The organism is Streptomyces sp. NPDC004658 (assembly GCF_040609555.1).
GTDB lineage: Bacteria > Actinomycetota > Actinomycetes > Streptomycetales > Streptomycetaceae > Streptomyces.
The window spans coordinates 1-19787 of record NZ_JBEXKG010000027.1 but is presented as its reverse complement, the minus strand read 5'-3'; the positions used below and the strand labels follow the sequence as shown (position 1 = coordinate 19787).

Here is a 19787-nt window from a genome sequence, read left to right as displayed (position 1 = left end):
CGCGCGGATCTCCCCTACAGGGGCTCCACACCGCGGTCCCACTCCGCCTTCCACTTGCGGCGCAGGTCGTCGACGTACGTGTCCAGGACCAGGTCGGCGAAGGGATTGAGTACATAGCGGACCTGGTCGTTCGACCCGTCGGGGGTGCCGGGGTCGACGGCGACCAGGGCGAGCCGGTAGTCGGGCTCGGCGTTCTTGGCGTAGCCGACCTCGCTGGTGGTGACCGTGAAGGAGTCGGCACCCAGCACACGCCCCTTGACCTCGATGAAGACCAGGTGGCCGTCGGGCTTGCGGGACCGGATGTCGAAGCCCTTGTGGGAGTGCGCCATCTCCTCGGGCACCCGGCCGAGCCGGCGCTCGGCCGCCAGCACCGCGTCCACGGCACGACGCTCGGTGACGGTGGTGTCCAGGGCGGAGCCGTCCGGCGCCGGCTGTTCGCCGGCGCCCGGGACGGCCGCGGCGGGCAGGACGAGCGCCGCGCCGATGATCTTCGGTGGGTGCACGGTGACCTGGGCCTCCAGATCGAGCTCGCTCTGGCGGCGGGCGAGCCGGGCCTCCAGGGAACGGGCGCGCTCACGCGCGGTGGCCGGGGAGACGCGGATCTTCCTGCCCGCCGCCTGCGCCTCCGCGAGCTTGATCGACTCGCCGTCCCAGTAGTTCATCTGAGCGAGCAGCCGCTGACGCACCAGCTTGCGGGTCCGCTCCACGGCGGGGACGACCCGAGCGGCGACCTCGGCCCGGTGCTCGGGCAGGCCGTGCCGGATCGCCCAGCCCTGCGCGATCTTCTCGACGCCGTCGGCGAGCCAGGCAGACGACAGCTCCGCGTCGACGGCGAGGGCCAGCGCGCTCTGCTGCTCATGGTCCGGGTCCACGGGCAGCGACAGGTCGAGGTACGGGGCGGGACCCGCCGGCCGCGCGGTTCCGTCCGGCAGCACGGAGACGTACGCGAACCGTTTGCTGATCGCGGTGCCGCGCCCGTCCGACAGCTCTTCCAGCAGGGCGAACACCAGCCGGGGCGTGGTGGCGGCCCGGTCCAGGAAGGTGGCTCCCCGGGTCAGCGTGTCGCCGTACCGGTTCAGGATCTCGTCGATGATCGCGTCCATCAGCGGATGACCGGGCGCGATCAGCTCGGCGTCCGGGCGGCCGGGCATCACCACGGCCGAGGGCTCGAAGGTGACGCGCCCATAGCGAGGGCTGACACTGCGCCGGCCCTCGCGCAGGACGGCCGGCACCTGGGTCAGCTCGAACCGGTCCTTCTCCCGCTTGGAGGCCCGCCCGCCCAGGGCACGCAGGGACTCCATCACGAAGGCCTGCACGAAATGGGGCTGCATGCGCCGGGCGCGCGCCTCGTCCATCTGCCGGCGCAGCTCGGCCAGCTCCTCCAGCCCGATCTCCGGGGTGGCCAGGGCGCGTTCCCTGATCAGCTCCTGGAGGCCGTCGGCCACGGACCTGTCGATGACCTGGTCCAGATAGGCCCGGACCTCCGGCTGCTCGCCGTAGCGGATGGCCCGCACGAGCAGATCGCGCAGCGGCTCGTCCGCGAAGGCGTTCTCCCCCAGCACGTCGAAGACCTTGCCGCCGTAGGCGCGGCGCTGCTGCTCGATCTTGGACAGCAGGCGCTGGAAGACCTGGCCCTCCCTGGTCTCCGAGGCCACGAGGTTCCACAGGCGGCAGACCTCGCGCTGGCCGATGCGGTGGATGCGTCCGAAGCGCTGCTCGATGCGGTTGGGGTTCCAGGGAAGGTCGTAGTTGACCATCAGGTGCGCGGCCTGGAGGTTCAGCCCTTCGCCGGCGGCGTCGGTGGCGATCAGGACGTGGCAGCGCGGGTCGTTGGTGAACGTGGTGCGGATCTCCCGGCGCGCCTGCCGCGCGGTGCCACCGTGGATGGTGCGCACGGCATCCTCGTCGCCGCCCAGCAGGGTGGTGATCCGGCCCGCGAGGTAGTCGAGGGTGTCGCGGTGCTCGGTGAACACGATGATCTTGTGCGGGGCGTGGTTGCTGCCGGCCAGGCCGTCCTCACGGGCCTTGAGGACGAGGGACCGCAACTCCTGCCACTTGCGGTCCTCACCCGAGGCACGGACCTGCTGCGCGATCTCCTCCAGCCGCGCCAGGACCGCCAGCTCGGCGTCCAGCTCGGCCGCCGTGCGCGCGGCGGTGGCGACGTCCAGCACCTCGCTCTCCAGCTGCTCCAGCTCGGCGGCACCCAGCTCGTCGGCGTCGAAGTCGTCCGGGTCGAACGACGGCGTCTCGGGCGGGGGGACGAACCTGCCCGCCAGGGTCTCCTCACGGTGGGCGCGCAGGCGCGCGGCCCGGCGCCGGATCGACTGGTAGATCGCCTCCGGGCTCGACGCCAGGCGTCGCTGCAGGACCGTGAGCGCGAAGCCGACGGTACGGCGCCTGCCGTCGGCTCGCTCCGCCCGGTTCATCTCCGTGCGCACGTACTCGGTGACCTCTTCGTACAGGTGCATCTCCAGCGGGGAGAGCCTGTACTCCACGGTCTCGGCCACCCGCTCGGGGAACAGCGGCTTGCCCTCGAAGGTGAGCAGATCCTCCTTGATCATCCGGCGCATCAGTCCGGTGGTGTCGGTGGAGTGCACCCCCTGCCGGTACTGCCCGGCGAACCGGTCGGGGTCCAGCAGCGCGAGGAACGTCTGGAAGTTGGCCTCCGACCCCGAGTGCGGAGTCGCCGTCATCAGCAGGAAGTGCCGAGTGATCCCGCCGAGCAGCTGGCCGAGCTCGTAGCGGCGGGTCCGCCGGAGTTCGTTGCCGAACCAGGAGGCGCTCATCCGGTGGGCCTCGTCCACGACGACGAGGTCCCATTCCGACTCCGCGAGCAGGGTCTGCCACTCGTCGTTGCGGGCCAGCTGGTCCATGCGCGCGATCAGCATCGGGTTGCGCCGGAACGGGTCGCCGTCGCGGTCGGCCTCCGCGAGATCACGGGTCAGGATCGCCATCTCGATCCCGAACTTCTCCACGAGTTCGGTCTGCCACTGCTCGACCAGCCCACCCGGCGCGACGATCAGGCACCGCTGCACGTCCCCGCGGAGCAGCAACTCCTTGAGATACAGACCCGCCATGATCGTCTTGCCCGCGCCCGGATCGTCCGCCAGCAGGAAGCGCAGGGAGCCGGGCTGCGCCAGCAGGGTGCCGTAGACGGCGCGGATCTGGTGGGGCAGCGGGTCGATGTCGCTGGTCTCCACCGCCAGCATCGGATCCGACAGCCCCGCGTGCCGCATGCGCAGCGCCTCCGCCGCAAGCCGGAACCGCTCGGGGTCGGCGTCGAACGACCACCGCGCCCTCGGCGCCTCCCGCCGCAGCCCGGCGATGTCCTCGGGGAAGAGCACCTGGTCGAACAGGTACCCGGAGTCATCGCGGACCGTGACCTGAAGAGCGTCACCCACCGGCGTGGCGGCCACGACGGTGACCGGCCCCGCGGCCAATCCGGCCAGCCGGACCCCGGGCTCGACGTCATCGGCGCGCATACGACCCTCCCCCCAACCAGGCGCTCCCCCCACGACCGGGCGCCGAGGACTCGCTACCAGGCGCCGTGGACTCGCCACCGGGCGCCGTGGACTCGCCACCGGGCGTTGAGAGGCTCGGCGCCGGCCGCGTTGGGCGCTGGTACGACGAGCTGCCGAGGCGCAGCAGCTGTAGCATTCAACCACTTTCTCCACGGGGGGTTCACATTTGGGGGTGGGGGCGGGGCCAGGGGCTCTGCAGCCGCCGGTGCGCTGGTCCGCGGTGGACAGTTGGTGATCGAGACGGGTTTCCGGCTGCTCGCGTCGCAAGGGGCAGGCCAGGCCCTCATCCGCGTGGCTGTCTGCATGGCGCCCGACCGGCAGATGCGCACCGTTCACCATGGCAACGCGCCACGGTAAGCCGTCAGCCGACCCTGCTTGCCTGAATGGGGCCCGAGGTGCTGGCGTAGTTGCCTTGGGTGCTCTGCCGAGCGTCCTTGCTTCCCGGCGGGATGCAGAGCACCGTCGGAAGATCGCTCAAGAAGCCGCCCGGAGCCGCACGCATCCCCTCCGCGCGTGCCCGTGCCACCAGTGTCCCGAACTGACACCACGGCCGTGGTCAACGCTTGTCCACGCCCTTCGTGAGGATCGTGGGCTCACTTGTCGTCGCGGTCGGCGCCCAGCGGCGCTGTGAGTAGATCGTCGGCGTGCGGCCAGATGGTCAAGGCCAGTGCGCCGAGGTAGGAACCACGTGCGCGGATCCGGTGCTCGTCCCAGGTGGCGGTCCAGTCGCTGATGTCAGCGTTCGGTGGTGCGCTGAGCAGGGTGCCGTGGGTGAGACGCAGCAGGCTGTGCTGGCTGAGCCATTGCCGCTTGTCCTCCCACGCCATGTTTCCCAAAGTGGGGTTCAGGCGAGCGGTGACTAGGGTCAGGTTGCCGAGAGTGTGGACCAGTTCGTCGCGGTCGGAGCCTTCGGACGGATCATCTTTCAGGGGCGGCCAGTTGTCGCGCCAGCTCTGCGGCATGACGTGCTCGATGGTCAACTTCGCGCCCGCCTGCTCGCCGAGGGGGACGACGAGCTGCTCGGTGTGGTCGGTGCGCAGTTCGTCCTCCAGCGCTTCCAGGAGGATGCGTACCCCGCGGCGGTACAGGCGGGTGTAGATGGGGTCCTGCTCCAACGAGGCACGGAACTCATGGTCGCTCGGCCAATGACGGTGGGCTCCCTGCATGGCGGACAGGGCCTTGATGACGGCCTCGTCCGCACGGTCGGGCTGCCGGGCTGCGGCTGCGACCAGGTCACGGAAGACGTTGTTGTGGTCGCGGTTGCTGAGATTGAGCAGCGCCCGGCGAACGAGGTAGCTGTCGATGGCACGGATCGCCCGTCGACGACGCTCCAGGGGCAGCACGGTCTCGTCGAGGCCGAAGAGGAGAAGAAGCAGCGGCATCGGCGTGGAGGTCTGAAGGACCTTCATCCGGTACAGGAAACGGCCCTCGACGCCGTGCTGCGGGTAATCGTCGATCAGGTCATAGATGTCGGCGTACCGCGCCAGTTCGGCGAAGACGTCCTCCGTGGGGACGGCGGCCGAGAGCAACCAGCGCTCGAATTCCTTGAACAGGGTGGAGGAGGTGAACTCCCGCTGAGTTCGCATCGTGAGCCAATACGTCAGGAAGACATCGAGACGGCTTCGTGTGATGCGGCCGGTCGTCTGTTCCGTGCGCCATTCGTCCTGGTCGAAGGGTGCCCAGTACGTCTTGTAGAGCCGGTCGACGTCAGCACCGGCACGTTCCGCGTCACGGAACAAAAGGTTCTTGATCAGATCTGCGTGCTCCAGCGGTGTGCCGCGGCTGTTCAGCGTCTCGAAGACGACCTGCGCGTCGTCGTGTTCTTCCAGGTCGATAATCACCAGACGCAGCTGTTCCCGCAGGGTCTGCACCAGCGTCCCCAGCCGCTCCTCCGGTTCGGCGGCTTCTGCCAGCCAGGCATCGATTTCCTGTTGGAAGTAGGTGACGGCTTCGGCGAGCCGTCCTGCCCCGCCCTGACCGAGCATGACGGTGCGGAACTCGTCGCGGTCCGCGTTGGTCGGCCACACCTTGTACAGGTGATCGGGGTGCTGGGCGCGGTCGAACAGGTCCTCGTCGTTCTCCAGGAACTTGCTCAGCAGCCGCACGGACCGCTCGTGATTGAGAGTCGCCGCCGACAGGCGGGCCGCGAACAGGAACAACTGTAGGGTCGTCAGACGCTGCTGGCCGTCAATGACCTGTCGCGTCTCCAGACTTGCCGAAGGGTACGGCGTCTCGTCGAAGACAACCGCGCCGAGAAAGTGCGGAGCCACCGTCTCACCGGTCAGGGCCGCCTGCTCGGCCCGCTCGACGGTGCGGCGGATGTCCTCCCACAGAGCTGACCAGTTGTCGTCCCGGTTCCACACGTATGGTCTCTGGAACAGCGGCACCGTGTAACGGATGTCCCTGCCGAAGATCCGGCGAAGGTCGACTGTATCTGCTCGCATGGACCGAGCTCCCCTCTTCGCTCTGCGGTTATCACCGTAGCGATCACTACCGCAGTCGGCTGGCCCGATCCGTGAAATTCGGCGGCATGACAGCAGGCGCACAGTGGACACCGGGGTGCCGTCGAGTGTGCCGCCGCGGTCTTGGGGTAAGCGGTGCGACTGCCGGGGGGAGCGGCTGACGGCGGAGGTCGGCGACGACGGCAGTTGTCCGGTCGGCAACTTGCCTGACCTGCCGCGACGCGCCAACCACGGGGAAAGGGGGGCCGTTTTCGTCGCTGCGCCGACCTGGTCCGGATATCTGACACAGGCTGGGGGTACCCGCCTCTCAGCATGGCCCATGGCCGAGTCCGGTACGCGGTGACAGCAACGGAGAACCAGATGAAGGCCCGCCAATCAGCAGCCCCGCCAGCGCCGACGCCGGTTCCAGTGGATGATCAGCCCGCCGAAGTCCTCTCCGGCCGCTACCGGTTGGGCGCGAGAATCGGATCGGGAGGCATGGCCGACGTGTACGAGGGCGTGGACACGCGCCTTCGCAGGCCCGTGGCCGTCAAGGTGTTCCGGCCCGGCCCAGACCCGCAGACGGAGGACCGTCTCACCGAGGAGGCCGTCCTTCTGGCCCGCCTGCAGCACCCGGGACTGGTCACCGTCTACGACGCCGGCCGCCACGACGACCGCACCTACCTGGTCATGCAACTGATCAAGGGCACCACGCTGCGCAGCCTCTTGGCGTGTGGAGCGCTGTCAGAGCGGCGTGTGGTGGATGTGGGCGCCGCCCTCGCGCGGGTGCTGTCCTATGTCCACCGCGCCGGCGTCGTGCACCGAGACATCAAACCGTCGAACATCCTCCTCGACGCGGCCGGTGCTCCTCACCTCGCTGATTTCGGCATCGCGCGCCTGGCCGACGCCACCCGCCATACGGCACCGGACGTGCTGATAGGCACCGCCGCCTATCTGGCACCGGAGCAGGTCGAGGGCAGGCGGATCGGACCGGCCGCCGACGTCTACGCGCTCGGCCTGGTCCTGCTGGAGTGCCTGAAAGGCGAACTGGAGTACCAGGGCACGCCGTTGGAGGCGACAGTCGCCCGCCTGCACCGCCCACCCGAACTCCCCACCTGGCTCCCCTCGGACCTCGCGGCCCTGCTGCGGGCCATGACCGCCCAGGACCCCGAGGCCCGTCCGGACGCCGAGCAGTGCGCGCGAGCCCTCGCCTCCCGGAACGCCGGACCTGATCGATACCCCCTGCCGCTCTCGGCGCCTTCCGAGGCCCGCCTTCCGACGCCGCTGGCCGCTCACCCCGGAACGGAAGAGCACATACGCTCCCAGGAGGCGGCAGTCACCCGACGCAACCTCCCCGGCGGCACTCGCCACAGCCGGCGCCTGGCAGCGGGGGCGGCCCTGGCTCTCTCCGTGGCCCTGGGCGCGACTCTTGCCGTCACATCGAGCACTGGCACAAGCGACGACCGGGCAGCAGCGGCGCCCGCCGAAACCCCCTCGCACCCGCCCTCCGGTACGGCGACTGACAAGAGCCGGCCAGGTGCCCTCCCACCCACCGGATCCCACGGCGCTCAGCCCCCCTCCAGGGCATTCGATGCGTCCCACCCTGCGGCTGCGGCAACCGGATCCCACGCCCAGCCCGTCTCCAGGACACTCGGCGCTTCTTATCCGGCGGCTGCCCCCAGCTCGAGCCGCAGCGCCTCTGCACCGCCCGCGAGCTCGAGGCCGCCCGGATCGGCGACACCGCCGCCACGACCCGCGCCGACCGCAGCCGGGGCCGCCGGCCCGAGCCGGACGACCCCCGCGACGACGCCAACCGCTGGCACGACGCCCCCCTCACCAAGTCCTTCGAAGAGCGGCACCGCTACCGGCACACCGCCCAGCCCAAGCCCGACGCATTAGAGGCCGAGGACCGAACCCGCCGTGCCGTTACATGCTTTAGGGGCACACCCGGCTCAGGAGTTCGATCCGAGCCCGCTCCGGCCACGGTCGTCGGCTGGGGCGACAGCCGGACGGAGACGCTGGTGTACGTCTCCTTCCGGCGTCGTTGGTGTCAAGCGTAGATGTCAGCAGCCCTCACTCTGCCTGTCTCGCAGGTCGATGGGTGTACCTGGACAGATGGACAGATGCGAAGGGCTGGTCCACCCTTCACTCCTATGACCGCCCCTCATCATGAGGCTGCCACGCGATCGCGGCTGCCTGAAGCCATTTGTGCCGTAGCCGAGGAGATAGCCGGGTTGCTCCGGTCGTGCACAGATGCCCCGGTGCCCATTCCTGGTGCTGAGTGGACGGTTGGAGAGTCTGCGGCGCATCTGGTCCTGGCCAACCAGCTGATGGCTGCCCTTGCCGCAGGGCGTGAGCAGGTGTATGGCGACGGCACACCAGGAGGACTTGCGGCGGCCAACGCCGCCTCGCTGGTTTCCTTCCCCGAACGCGACACCTCCGTCCTGGCGGACGGCATCGTCCGGCATGCGCGGGCATTCACCGAGGCGGCCGGCCTGCGGTCGGCGGACACACCGACGGTGACACCGCTGGGGCCCATGGACTTGGGAATCCTCAGCTCCTACTTGCTGACCCACATGCTTGGGCACGGCTATGACATCGCAGCGGCACTTGGCCAACCACACATGATCGACCGCGACAGGGTCGATTTGGCGATGCCGTTTCTGATCACTGCGATGCCCCGTGTCGTCGATGTACGAGCGGCTGACGGGCACAGTGCCTGTTACGAGCTAAGGGTGCGCGGCCTCTCTCGGCTCACAGTGACGTTCACCAACGGCACAGTGGCCGTGCACGCCGAGCCCCCGCGCCGTCCAGACTGCACGATCATGATCGAACCGATCACGTTCTTCCTGCTCGCACTGGGCAGGCGCAGTGCTGGCGGTGCCATCGCCCGAGGCAAGGTCCTCGCCTGGGGGCGCAAGCCCTGGCTCGCACCAGGTTTCCCCGCATTGTTCACCGCACCCTGACGGACGCTTGCCTGGTCCCGCCCAGGAAGCACATTGAGCTTCCTCGAGATGCGAAAAGCGACGCTGGCGGCGCGCGTTTACACGCTGGACCCGATGGCGCGATGATCGAGCGCGACGGTCGGTAGTTCAGCTCGGAGTCCGGCTTGCGGCGCTCGGAAGTGGCCCTCGGGGCGGGTGATTCTGGTATGGCGGAGCATGAAGACAGTGCCTCTGGCACGCTCTGTGGGTTCCGCGTCAAGCCGACCCCCGGTCGCAGACGCATGTCAGCCGTCGCCTGGTCCGGGATCCGGGGGTGTCCTCGATCACCGTACGCAACTCCTGAGAACCAGGACATGACAAGGTGAGGTTCCGCACCGGATAACGCCGACGCGGAACCTCACCTTGAAGAACCGTTCACCCGGTCCAGTTCATTGCCACGGTGTGCGGCTGATCAGCCCTTGCTCAGCGCGACCACGGCGGTCTGCGTCACCGTCACGGTCTGGCCGTAGTGCGGGTCCTGGGCCTGAGCCTGGGCCTGTACCTCGACGTCGCCCTTCTGGAACGGGGTGGTTCCGGTGGGCGCGGCCGTCGCGGTCCAGGTGACCGGGGCGCCGGGCTGGCAGGCCACCTTGGTGGCGTAGGAGCCCTTGATGAGGATGCGGTGGGCGACCTGGGTGACAGTGCCGGAGACGTTCACCTGGGTCGGCTCGTTGCAGCTGACGGTGCCGCCGATGGTGGCCTTGCCGTTCAGGTAGCTCGCGGTGCCCTTGAGGTCGATGGCGACGCCCAGGTCGAGCGCAGCCGGCGGCGCCGGGTTGTCGATGTGGATCTCGCCGCGCAGTGCGGCGGTGCCGCCCTCACAGTGCTGCTCGTAGGTGGCGTCGAGTTTCTGCACATAGCCGTTCGGGCCGAAGACCACGTCTGCGACGGAAAACGATCCGGTCAGCGTGTTGCACCCGCGTCCGTTGCCGTCGATGGAAAGGCCGGGCTCCGTGGCCTCGTTGAACGGATAGCGGGTGGCGCCGGTGTAGTCACCGGGCGCGAGCTGTTGCCCGGCGGGAGCAGCGAGATCGAGGTACCACCAGTCACCGTTGGCACCGTCGACGCTGACGGAGATGTGGTTGTCGTCGCTCGAACCGTTGACGTTGAGGGTATCGCCGGCGGCCGGCGAGTAGGAGTACGACTGGCCGCCGCTGATGTAGTCGCCCGCGTCGCCGCTGAAGCTCATCGAGCCGGACGATACGGTCAGTGCCTGCGCCTCGGGCCCGTGCAGCAGGCCGGTGCTCGCACCGGCGAAGGCCAGAGTGAGCGCGAGCGCGGTGGCAACTCGGGTGAAGGCGCGGTTGGGCACGCGAAGGTTCAAGGGTCCCCCTGGGACGTGTGGACAGAGGAATGCGAATGGAGGCGAACTTCGAGGACACCTCCCTACCTGCACTCAGCGCACAGCGGATGCCCAGACGTCACAGGTTGCACGCATGTCCCTTCTCACGCGTCGAGTTGGACCGGTGCGCACAACCCTTGGTCGGTGTCGTGAGTCCTTCCATGCCCCATACGTACGTCGGGCGGCGACAACCATCCACTGAACCGCTCCGGGTTCGGTAGGGACGGCAGGATTCGAACCTGCGACACCCGTTTTAGGAACTCGATGGCTCCTCGGCACCGCCGGGGAACCACCCGGTCACATTGGCCGTGTCGGACCGCCTGGGAGTGCCGGCGTCCGGCGCCGTTGATGTCACGCATGCATGTCAGAGCGGCCCAACTGCGCGCGCTCACTGGCACGTTGGTCCCGTGGTTCACTTGGAGCGCATCGCGATAGAGATCACGGAGTACTACCGAGCACTCGACGAGAGCGCCACCCTGCGGCACCACTTCCGCCATGCCGACGAAGAAGGCGGCCTCTGGTATATCGAGGCTGTACCCGACCGCGGCGAGTTGATCGTCATCAAGCAGGCCGAGCTGATCTCGGCCAGCCAGCTCCACCGGTACAGCTGGGAGCACTTGGAGGACGAGCACGGCGGCCTGACAGACCAAGCGGTCGACCCTGAAGAGGATCTGCTGGAAGCCATCCCGGCCGACGAGTTCCAGCGGGTGTGGACTCGGTGAGCGGGCTGGACAACCACTTCAAAAGAGAGGCTGGGGTGTCTCGGGCCTGAGCTGCGACTTCGTCGGCCGAGGAACAGGCGGTTACTCGACTGCGGGATACCGGTGTTGACCGTGGCTGCCCCCTGCATCTGGCACGGCTGTGGCACGAACCTCAGCCGACGACAGCCAGCCACGACGGCGGGTGCGCCAGCCGACCAGGCGCGCGTACGCCTCGCTGTACCCCCGTCGACCTCAGCGACGTTGTCGGGTCCGCCGGCCGGTCCTTCCGCGACGAACGGAGCGGCACATGGCTCCGGAGGCCGGTTGGGACCCCGGCAACGCGGCAGGTCAGGGCCCTGCAGGTGTCAAGTCAGGCGGGACGAGTCCACGGGTAGTCCACGGCCGACCGGCACCGCTTTCGCGCGCAGGCACCGGCGTTGACTATGAGGTGCGCTCCCCGACCGACGCCGGTTAGCTGCTGTGACTGCGATGTCGAACTGTCAGGGCGCGCGCGTCCAACCACTTTTGCGGTTCTGCAGCCGCCCGCCTAGTTGCACGACTGGCCGTCAGCAAGCCATAGGCGATCGAAGATCACAGTACGGTCACGTACCGTCACGTAATGAACGCATCCTAAGTTGATCGGTTAACTTGATGGGGCTTTCATCAGCAAGGGGGATGAAGTACTGACGGGTGGGGACCTGCGTGACCTGTGGGCAGTCTGCTTGTCCGTCCGCATGCTGTGCTGCCGCACAGCCATCCGTGCTGCCGCATCGTGGCGTTGCCCGCCTGGCATCGTGATTGCGCTTTGCCCCCGCAGGACCACGGGGAGATCAGTGGAGCTGAACATCACGACCGACTCATACACGAGCTCCGACGATGATGCAGTCGCGAGAGCCGGGGTGCGGGCTGGTGCGGAGGTGGTCCGCGCCATGTACAGCCAGCGGCTCAGTCCCATCGACAAGGGTGCAGGGAACTTCGTCACCGCCGTCGACCGTGGAGGCCGAGAAGACGATCCTCAATGTCCTCCGTGTCGAACGGCCTGTGGTGCTCGGCGAGGGAGGCGGCCGACGGGGCACCGACGCTGTGCGCCAGTGGTTGGTGGATCCTCTGTAAGACACGCTGAGCTGCGCTGTCACCCCACGGGCGCCCACTTGCTCGCGCCAGACGCGGCCGACTTCCATCAGGGCGGTGAAAGTCCCAGCGCGGCGGGGAGGCGACTGCGCGTCCTCGGCCGCCGGCTACCTCGGTGACGTCGCGTCAACCGTGACGCCAAGCGCGTACAGCCCGGAAGGCGATCAGGAGACCAACAGGTCCTGGCGAGGTCGTCGGACCGTGCGGCATCATGATATTCAGACGAAGGCGATGGTTGGAAAGAAGTGCATGCCTGAAACTGCGGTCGCTCCTGCGAAAGTTGTCGCTCACCACCCCTCCCTCCTGTTAATGAGGAACACGTCCGCCCGGCTCACAAGCGTGGAGTTGTTTGCTGGCGCGGGCGGGCTCGCGCTGGGTTGTCAGGAGGCTGGCTTCGACCCGCTGGCGACCCTGGAGTTAGACAAGTGGGCCTGTGACACGGTGCGACAAAACCAGGCCCGGGGTCACGAGCTCGTCGCGAACTGGCACGTCGAGGAAGGCGATGTGCGGGACTTCAACTGGTCCCGCATCACAGACGAGGTGGACCTCCTCGCCGGTGGCCCGCCGTGCCAGCCGTTCTCCATTGGCGGCCATGGCAAGGCAGACGACGACGAGCGTGACATGTTCCCGGCCACGGCGGAGGCGGTCGCCCATCTGAAGCCCCGCGCGTTCATCATCGAGAACGTGAGGGGCCTGGCGCGCCCGAGGTTCGCTGATTATTTCCAGTACATTCAGGCCAGGCTTTCGATGCCCCTGCTCGCCGCGAAGTCCGGCGAACTGTGGACGGATCACCTGCGGCGGCTCCAGGCCGCGAGCAAGGACATCTGCAACCAAGAGTTGGCCTACCGGGTCACGCCCGCCTTCGCCAACGCGGCGGACTACGGAGTACCGCAACAGCGACAGCGCGTCTTCCTGGTCGGCTTTCGAAACGATCTGAACGTGACGTGGGAATTTCCGCATGCCACGCACTCGAGGAGAGCGCTACTGCACTCCCAGTGGATCACTGGTGAGTACTGGCAGGAACACGAAGTGCCCAAGGCGAGACGTCCAGAACGGCCTAACGTTCCCATACCCGCGGAACTACGGCCGGACGAGGTCAAAGCACGCTGGCGCACCATACGCGATGCACTGGTCGGTCTTCCCGAGCCGACGCTCACGGGCACAACGGGCGTCCTCAATCACGTTCTTCAGCGTGGAGCTCGTTCCTACCCGGGGCACACCGGTAGCCCGATAGATTGGCCAGCCAAGACGTTGAAAGCCGGGCGTCACGGGGTCCCTGGCGGCGAGAACATGCTGCGTGAGACGGACGGCTCCATACGCTATTTCACGGTCAGGGAAAGCGCACGCCTGCAGACCTTCCCGGACGACTACGAGTTGCATGGCCCTTGGGGCAAGGCGATGCGCCAGCTCGGCAATGCGGTGCCCGTCGAGCTAGCGCGGGTCGTGGCTGCCAGCGTCCATGCCGCCCTGCGCGCGGAGGGACCCGAGTCATGACGGAGACGGAGACGAGACCTAACACCCTCAACTTGATGCCGTCCCCGCGGATCTTGGAAATGATCGCGGAGGTCGACCTTCAACTTCATCAGTGTCTGTGCGAGTTGATTGACAACTGCCTCGACGAGCTCATTGAGGCCACCCGTGTCGATGAGACGTTGGAACCTCGAATAGACATCACCCTGCCGACGGCGGGCAAGGCGAACAGGGGCGCCAAGGTCGTCGTGAGTGACAACGGCCGGGGGATGTCTCAGGAGGAATTGGGTCACGCTCTGAGCGCCGGCACGTCGGGTAAGCAACGGTTCGGCAGCCTCGGCCTGTTCGGCATGGGCTTCAACATCGCCACTGCTCGCCTCGGCACGGTGACGGAGGTCCGTACGGGACGACGTGGCGACGACCATTGGATCACCGCCACTATCGACCTTCGAGCGATGCAACAGCGGTCGTCGTACGAGGTGCCCCTTCGCTACGATCCGAAGGATCTCGACGAGCACGGCACTCTCGTCTCGGTCACGAACCTCCGCGAAGACATCGTCGACAAGTTGAGGTCGGCGAGTTCGATCCGGGAAGTCAGCAAGAACCTGGGGCGAATTTACACCTACATGCTGCGTGATCCCGACGGGCCTCATTCAGGCGCGGAGCTGATGGGCGGCTTGAACCAGCGCCTGTACGTCAACGGCCGCCATGTACCCCCTCTCGTACCATGCATCTGGGGCCCGACCCGGTCGGTCACGTACAAGGCCGGGAAGGTCCCTGCCGCGGAACCGATCGACGTGCCACTCACCAACGCGTTCGCATGCATGAACTGCGGTCGCTGGTACACCTCAAGGCACGATAAGTGCGTTGATTGCGAGAGCACTGACATCCAGGAGCGAGAGCGCCGGATCGTGGGATGGCTGGGCGTGCAAAGGTTCGCCGACAAGTCCGATTTTGGTTTGACATTCCTCCGGTACGGACGCGCGATCACGACTAGGGACCGGTCACTGTTCGACTGGGAGGGGCCGGACGGGGACATCGAGCTGGAGTATCCGATCGAACTCGGTATGGGCCGCATCGTCGGTGAGATCCATCTCGATCACGCGCCGGTCAACGTCCGCAAGACCAACTTCGACACGTCGTCGCCGGAGTGGCGGTACATGGTCGCGAAAGTGCGAGGCGACCTGCCTTTGCGTCCCCAGCTCTCGAAGCGCCTGTTCAATCGGGAGAACGACTCCCCGATGAGCCGGTTCTTCAACGCGTTCCGGGAGAACAAGCCGGGTCTCCGGTACCTCATGCCCGGTAACGGCAGCACCGCCATCCACACTGAGGCGAAGAGATGGGCACAGAAGTTCCGCAGCGGGGATCCGGAGTATCAGACCGACGAGAAGTGGTACGACGCCGCAGTCGATCATGACCGGGTCAAGAACGGACCACCACCGGAGCCGGCCTCGCCCTCTGACGAGGATGACTGGCTAAAGGAGGAGGGGCTCGGACATCTGGGAGCGGGGGCGGCCGACGGCCCCACACCGTCCAAGGATAAGAAGCAGCCGGATGTAGCCGCGGAGACGCTGCCGGAGACCGAAGAGCAACGCTTCGCGAGGTACAAGGAGCACGCGACGCTGCTTCCCGACACCGACCGCGAAGTTCGCCTCGGTACCGCTCAGGCGTTCCTTCGCGTCTATGTCACCACCGGAGTCGAACTGATCAAGGACGGCCAACGGCAGCCGACTGTCGTTCGGATCGTAGCTGGCGAGGTGGAGATCTACGTGGATTCCGATACCGCGCTGATCGCGCGGTACGGGTGGTCTCCGCTGAACGTCGCGCTCTTCTGCGCGGCACCACAGTTGAAGAACGTGTACTCCGTGTCGGGCTCCATTGATGGACTGGTGACCTCGATCCTGGAGCAGTTCCCTGACCGGCGAGTGCACTCGAGTGCGGTGCGTGCCCGCGCGGAGATGCTGCTGGAGGGCCTGCGCGAGCGGCTCGCCGACCTCACTTCGAAGGACGCGTCCACGTTCTGGTCGGCCCTGTCCGGCGAGTCGAAGCGGGCTGCCGAGTCGTACGCCATCGCGGTGGCACCGGACGTCAATTGGAAGGCTGCGGTAGAAAACGGCGAGTTCGCACGCTACCTGGGCGCTGAGGGCATCCTCGACCTCGTTACGAACGCTCCCGAACTGGTGCTGGACGGCGGCTTGTTTCGTAGCACCTATGCGGCGCTGGGCGAGGAGACGCAGGCGGACCAAGTGGCCCGCGTCAGCGCCTTCCTCACTGACCTCAAGCGGATGGTTGTGGGTCCACCCCTGCAGAACACCCTGGAACTGTCCCGCTTGCTCCTTACTGCGGACCTGCTGGACTCGGAGATCGTCCAGGCATGAACCGATCATTCCTAGAGCCGGCCTTCCTCGTCGAGGAGGGCCCGAAGGGCTTCACGCGCCAGCTGGAGCGGTTGCTCGGCCTGATCTCGTTCACGGACGTGGTCAACATCGATGGTCCCGGGGACAAAGGCGCTGACCTCCTCGGCCGACTCAACGATGAGGACTGGATCTTCCAGTCAAAATGGAAGAAGTCGGGCAATGTGGACCGCGAGGCGGTGGACGAGGCCCACGCGGCGATGCGGCATTACGCCATCCACCGCGCGGTCGTAGTCACCAACCGACTGTTCACCCAGAAGGCCAAGGAGCGAGCGGACGCGCTGAGGGAGGTCGGAGTAAATGTGACCCTCTGGGACGGCCGACGACTAGCGACGATCTACGATCGCGCTCCGCAGCGAGTCACACCGTTCGACCTCCACCCCTATCAGGACCGCGCCGTGGAAGCGGCCTGGGCCGCCCTACAGGACACTGGCGAAGCACTCATTTACCTCGCCACGGGCCTTGGCAAGACGGTTGTCGCCGGCAGGGTGCTGCGACGATTCCTCCTCGCCAACCCGGGCTCCAAGGTGCTGGTCACCGCGCACATGATCGACCTCGTGGAGCAACTCGAACGGGCGATGTGGCGGGACGTCCCCAAGGACGTACCGACCCGTCTGCTGCACGGCGACTCGAAACCGGACTCCCTGCCAGGCGTCACCTTTGGCGTATCGAACACGGCACGTGACTACGTCCAATCGGGATACGACCCTCAGCTGGTGATAGTGGACGAGGCGCACCACGTGGGAGAGGCCGGGAACTACGCCACCCTGATGGGTCTGCTGCCCAAGGCCAAACGGATGGGCGTGACTGCCACGCCGTGGAGGGGTGACAAGTACGACATCGAGCGGACCTTCGGTGAAGCAGTCGAGCGGGTGTCCATCTCGGAGGGCATGAGACTGGGGTACCTCGCCGAGGTGAAGTACCGTGTGTTCGCTGACAACATCGACTGGGACTTCGTCCGCCACGCCTCCGAGCACGGCTACTCCATCAAGGACCTGAACAAGCGTCTCTTCATCCCCGAGCGGGACGAGTCGGTCCGGGAGCATCTTGAGAAGGTCTGGGACCGGACCACAAACCCCCGCGCCATCATCTTCTGTCAGACGATTGAGCACGCGGAGCGGATGCGCGACCTGCTCGCCCGACGGCCCGGCTGGGAAAGGTCCGAGACGCTGCACGCCAAACTGAAGATGCGGGAGCGCCGGACACGACTACTCAGGTTCCGCTCGGGAGAGGTGCCTATCCTCGTCGCCGTAGATATCCTCAACGAGGGCGTCGACGTGCCCGACGTCAATATCCTCTGTTTCGCCAGGGTGACCCACAGCCGGCGCATCTTCGTACAGCAGCTTGGCCGCGGACTACGTCTTCGTAAGGGGAAGACCCACGTGGAGGTGCTGGACTTCGTTAGCGACATCCGGCGGCTGGCTGAGGTGTACGACATGCGCGGACAGGTGTCCGAAGGTGAAATCGAGCAGGTGTCGGTTGGGCGGAACCAGTTCGAGTTCGAGGACCTGAGGGTGAAGGGGCTCCTGGATCAGTGGATGGCTGACGTGGGTGACCTCGGGGGAGCCGACGACAGCGTCCGTTTGGAGTTCCCGCCCATCGAGGGGGTGTGATGGCGGTCCTTCCGGAACCAATCCGCCTGGAGATTTTCGCGGAGTTGGCCCGCCACTTCGATGCCGCACGGTGGGAGGAAGTCTCTCCACCTGCTGCAACGGAGATGTACGACCGCTTCGCCAAGGATCCCAAGATCGGGGGTCGACTCGCTCAGTTCATGCCCACGGAGAAGATACGCCCGTGGATCAAGGACGGACCGGCGAAGCAGTATCGCAGGGCGCTCGAAGGCCTCGGGCCCATGGCCCAGATGACGTCACGGGAGTACCCCGGTCCGCGGTCGGTAGTCCGGCTCGCCCTCGGCGCGGGTTGGACCCCTCGTGCTGAGACGTTGGACGTGAAGCCAATGCGGTGCTTCGCTGACGGTCCCGACGGTGAGGCGGCCTTCGTCACCTGGGGCCCGATGAACAGCCTTCAGGGCATGGTCTGGCACGCCTGCCTACGCCGAGCGGAGTCCGAGTCGCAATTGATCACCATTGCCGTCACCAAGCCCAACACCGCACCGCTGCCCGACGACGACTGGCAGCTCGCGGTCTCGCTGGCCAGCATCTTGAGAGCACGATGCGAGCAGGTCACCTACGCGGTTTCTCGGAAGGCGACCACTCGTTTGCGGACCGTTTGATCACTTCGTCCTCGATCGTGTCGGCTACCTTGACAGGGTCGTCGTGCTCCCAGAAACGGAGTACGGTCCATCCCGCCAAGGTGAAAGCCCTGGTGGAGTCCTGATCACGGCCTTGATTCTCAGCGATCTTGGCCGCCCAAAAATCCTTCCGATCCCCCTTTGCCGGCCGAAAGTGCTCCGGACAGCCATGCCAGAAGCACCCGTCGATCAGAACGGCGACTCGCTGCCTTGTGAAGGCAATGTCGACTGTCCGCTTCAAATTGGAAACGGGCTTGAAGTTCACCCGGTACCGGAGGCCACGCCGATGCAACTCTCGGCGCACAGCCATCTCGGGTGCGGTGTCGCGCCCGCGGATTCGGGACATACGCGCACTGACGATCGGGTCGACACCCCCAGACATCAGGCCCCTCCACTCAAACTCTTAGACTTCAGCGGCGACCTCGACAGGCCACACGTCCGTGGTCGGCGTACTTCTTCTTCCCCTAGGCCTTGCCGGGAATCTCGGTGAGCTGGGTTTTCGCCAGTCAGGCGGCGGCGCCATGCGCTTGCTGGTCGTCGCTGACCGTCCTTGGTTGCAATCGAGCGGCCTCGGACGCCAGAGACGGCCCAGCTTCGGCGCGCTCGGCTGACGGCCGGCACCTTGGATGACCCTGTCTGAACGTCAGCCAACGACAGCCAGCCACGACGGTGGGTCGGCGCACGTGTGCCTCGCTGCACCCACCGGCCTCAGCCACGCTATCTACGCAGTCGACGAGAGCAAGCCACGACAGCCGGTTCGTGACGACGTCGCCTGAGCCCTGAGCTCGGGAAGCTGGGGCGTTTAAGGGCCTGGTGAGACGCCTGACCTGCGGCTGACTGTGCTGAACCGCTTCAACATCAGCGGTTCAGCACCCGCCATTCCCCGTGGCTCCCGCTCCACCTGGCACAGCTTTGAGTCGTGAGGCAGCCGACCTTTGTCACAACCGGGGGCGCGCCGGTATCCACCGGGCACGCCTCCTGCTCACGGTCCCCCTGTTCCGGGCACGGTTGTGCGTCTCTATCAGCGAGTCCCCCTGCACATCCAAGCGGCCGTCTGGGGCGGCTTCTTCACTCTGGCCTGCGGTGCACACCCTCACCGTGCTGGGTTCTCCCAGGGGTCGTAGCGGTTCAGTGCCGTCTGCTCTGGTAGCCGAGCCGCTTGGCCGCTCAGCGTCGCTCCCGGACTTCTGAGGTCTTCCGCGGCCTGACACGAGTGAAAGGTAAGGCTGGCAAGCAGTGTGGCCCGAAGTGCTCCCCAAGCGTTCTTATCTCTACATCGAGGAATGGCACGGTCGAACGCAGCGTTGATCATCGGGGTGCTGCAGCGCGGGCACGGATGTGCTCTCGGCGGCAGCGGGCTCTGCTTGAACGACGACCGGCAGGCCAGACATGCGAAATGCGGCTTGTAGGGCGTCGCGTATCGGCACATGCCGCCAGTGTCGGCGTACAAGCGAACGTGCACCACCTCGTACGGATGAAAGTGCACCATTTTTGATGCGGTGACGGGGCGTCGGCCGTGAGTCTGCTGCTGT

At 66.7% G+C, this 19787-nt stretch carries 11 protein-coding genes and 1 pseudogene; 8 read left to right on the top strand and 4 right to left on the bottom strand.

Features of this window, described 5'->3' with window-relative positions; genetic code table 11:
- Positions 1 to 14 precede the first annotated feature (14 nt).
- Both ABZV94_RS12790 and ABZV94_RS12785 read right to left on the bottom strand, forming a co-directional pair.
- Complete coding sequence (locus tag ABZV94_RS12790; RefSeq protein WP_356340183.1) at positions 15 to 3482, bottom strand: helicase-related protein; 3468 nt, start codon at positions 3480 to 3482, stop codon at positions 15 to 17.
- A gap of 632 nt (positions 3483 to 4114) precedes the next feature.
- Positions 4115 to 5965: a DUF262 domain-containing HNH endonuclease family protein gene (locus ABZV94_RS12785; protein WP_356340181.1), complete on the bottom strand. Its 1851-nt coding sequence runs from the start codon at positions 5963 to 5965 to the stop codon at positions 4115 to 4117.
- A gap of 426 nt (positions 5966 to 6391) precedes the next feature.
- Between ABZV94_RS12785 and ABZV94_RS12780 the strand changes: the two genes are divergently transcribed.
- Positions 6392 to 7861, top strand: a complete 1470-nt coding sequence (locus tag ABZV94_RS12780; RefSeq protein ID WP_356340178.1) for a serine/threonine-protein kinase — start codon at positions 6392 to 6394, stop codon at positions 7859 to 7861.
- Positions 7862 to 8115: 254 nt separating this feature from the next.
- Positions 8116 to 8928 (top strand): maleylpyruvate isomerase family mycothiol-dependent enzyme, encoded by an 813-nt coding sequence (locus ABZV94_RS12775; RefSeq protein WP_356340176.1) that lies wholly within the window; start codon positions 8116 to 8118, stop codon positions 8926 to 8928.
- 430 nt (positions 8929 to 9358) lie between these two features.
- Here the strand turns inward: ABZV94_RS12775 and ABZV94_RS12770 are convergent, their stop codons facing one another.
- Complete coding sequence (locus tag ABZV94_RS12770) at positions 9359 to 10270, bottom strand: hypothetical protein (protein ID WP_356340173.1); 912 nt, start codon at positions 10268 to 10270, stop codon at positions 9359 to 9361.
- A 425-nt stretch (positions 10271 to 10695) separates the two neighbouring features.
- On the opposite strand from ABZV94_RS12770, the gene ABZV94_RS12765 reads away from it, so the two are divergent.
- From ABZV94_RS12765 to ABZV94_RS12740, 6 genes and pseudogenes are all read left to right on the top strand, one after another.
- Positions 10696 to 11010 (top strand): hypothetical protein, encoded by a 315-nt coding sequence (locus ABZV94_RS12765; protein WP_356340171.1) that lies wholly within the window; start codon positions 10696 to 10698, stop codon positions 11008 to 11010.
- Between the two features lie 824 nt (positions 11011 to 11834).
- A pseudogene (locus ABZV94_RS12760) lies at positions 11835 to 12099 on the top strand (inositol monophosphatase family protein); the annotation flags it as partial.
- Positions 12100 to 12459: 360 nt separating this feature from the next.
- Entirely contained in the window at positions 12460 to 13614 is a 1155-nt protein-coding gene (locus ABZV94_RS12755; protein ID WP_356340169.1) for a DNA cytosine methyltransferase, read from the top strand.
- A complete protein-coding gene (locus tag ABZV94_RS12750) occupies positions 13611 to 15968 on the top strand; it encodes an ATP-binding protein (RefSeq protein ID WP_356340167.1) in 2358 nt (785 codons plus the stop codon). Before ABZV94_RS12755 ends, ABZV94_RS12750 begins: the two co-directional genes overlap by 4 nt.
- The gene (locus tag ABZV94_RS12745) at positions 15965 to 17617 is read left to right on the top strand and encodes a helicase-related protein (RefSeq protein WP_356340166.1); all 1653 of its coding nucleotides are present in this window, start codon (positions 15965 to 15967) and stop codon (positions 17615 to 17617) included. The genes ABZV94_RS12750 and ABZV94_RS12745 overlap by 4 nt, the downstream gene beginning before the upstream one ends.
- A complete protein-coding gene (locus tag ABZV94_RS12740) occupies positions 17617 to 18237 on the top strand; it encodes a hypothetical protein (RefSeq protein ID WP_356340164.1) in 621 nt (206 codons plus the stop codon). The genes ABZV94_RS12745 and ABZV94_RS12740 overlap by 1 nt, the downstream gene beginning before the upstream one ends.
- Here the strand turns inward: ABZV94_RS12740 and ABZV94_RS12735 are convergent.
- The gene (locus tag ABZV94_RS12735; protein ID WP_356340245.1) at positions 18188 to 18601 is read right to left on the bottom strand and encodes a very short patch repair endonuclease; all 414 of its coding nucleotides are present in this window, start codon (positions 18599 to 18601) and stop codon (positions 18188 to 18190) included. The genes ABZV94_RS12740 and ABZV94_RS12735 overlap by 50 nt on opposite strands.
- Positions 18602 to 19787: the final 1186 nt, after the last annotated feature.

Bases quoted from the DNA above. Each gene is read 5' to 3' on its own strand.
- ABZV94_RS12790 (WP_356340183.1), bottom strand. From the start codon at position 3,482: ATGCGCGCCGATGACGTCGAGCCCGGGGTCCGGCTGGCCGGATTGGCC.
- ABZV94_RS12785 (WP_356340181.1), bottom strand. From the start codon at position 5,965: ATGCGAGCAGATACAGTCGACCTTCGCCGGATCTTCGGCAGGGACATC.
- ABZV94_RS12775 (WP_356340176.1), top strand. From the start codon at position 8,116: ATGACCGCCCCTCATCATGAGGCTGCCACGCGATCGCGGCTGCCTGAA.
- ABZV94_RS12750 (WP_356340167.1), top strand. From the start codon at position 13,611: ATGACGGAGACGGAGACGAGACCTAACACCCTCAACTTGATGCCGTCC.
- ABZV94_RS12745 (WP_356340166.1), top strand. From the start codon at position 15,965: ATGAACCGATCATTCCTAGAGCCGGCCTTCCTCGTCGAGGAGGGCCCG.
- ABZV94_RS12740 (WP_356340164.1), top strand. From the start codon at position 17,617: ATGGCGGTCCTTCCGGAACCAATCCGCCTGGAGATTTTCGCGGAGTTG.
- ABZV94_RS12735 (WP_356340245.1), bottom strand. From the start codon at position 18,601: ATGTCCCGAATCCGCGGGCGCGACACCGCACCCGAGATGGCTGTGCGC.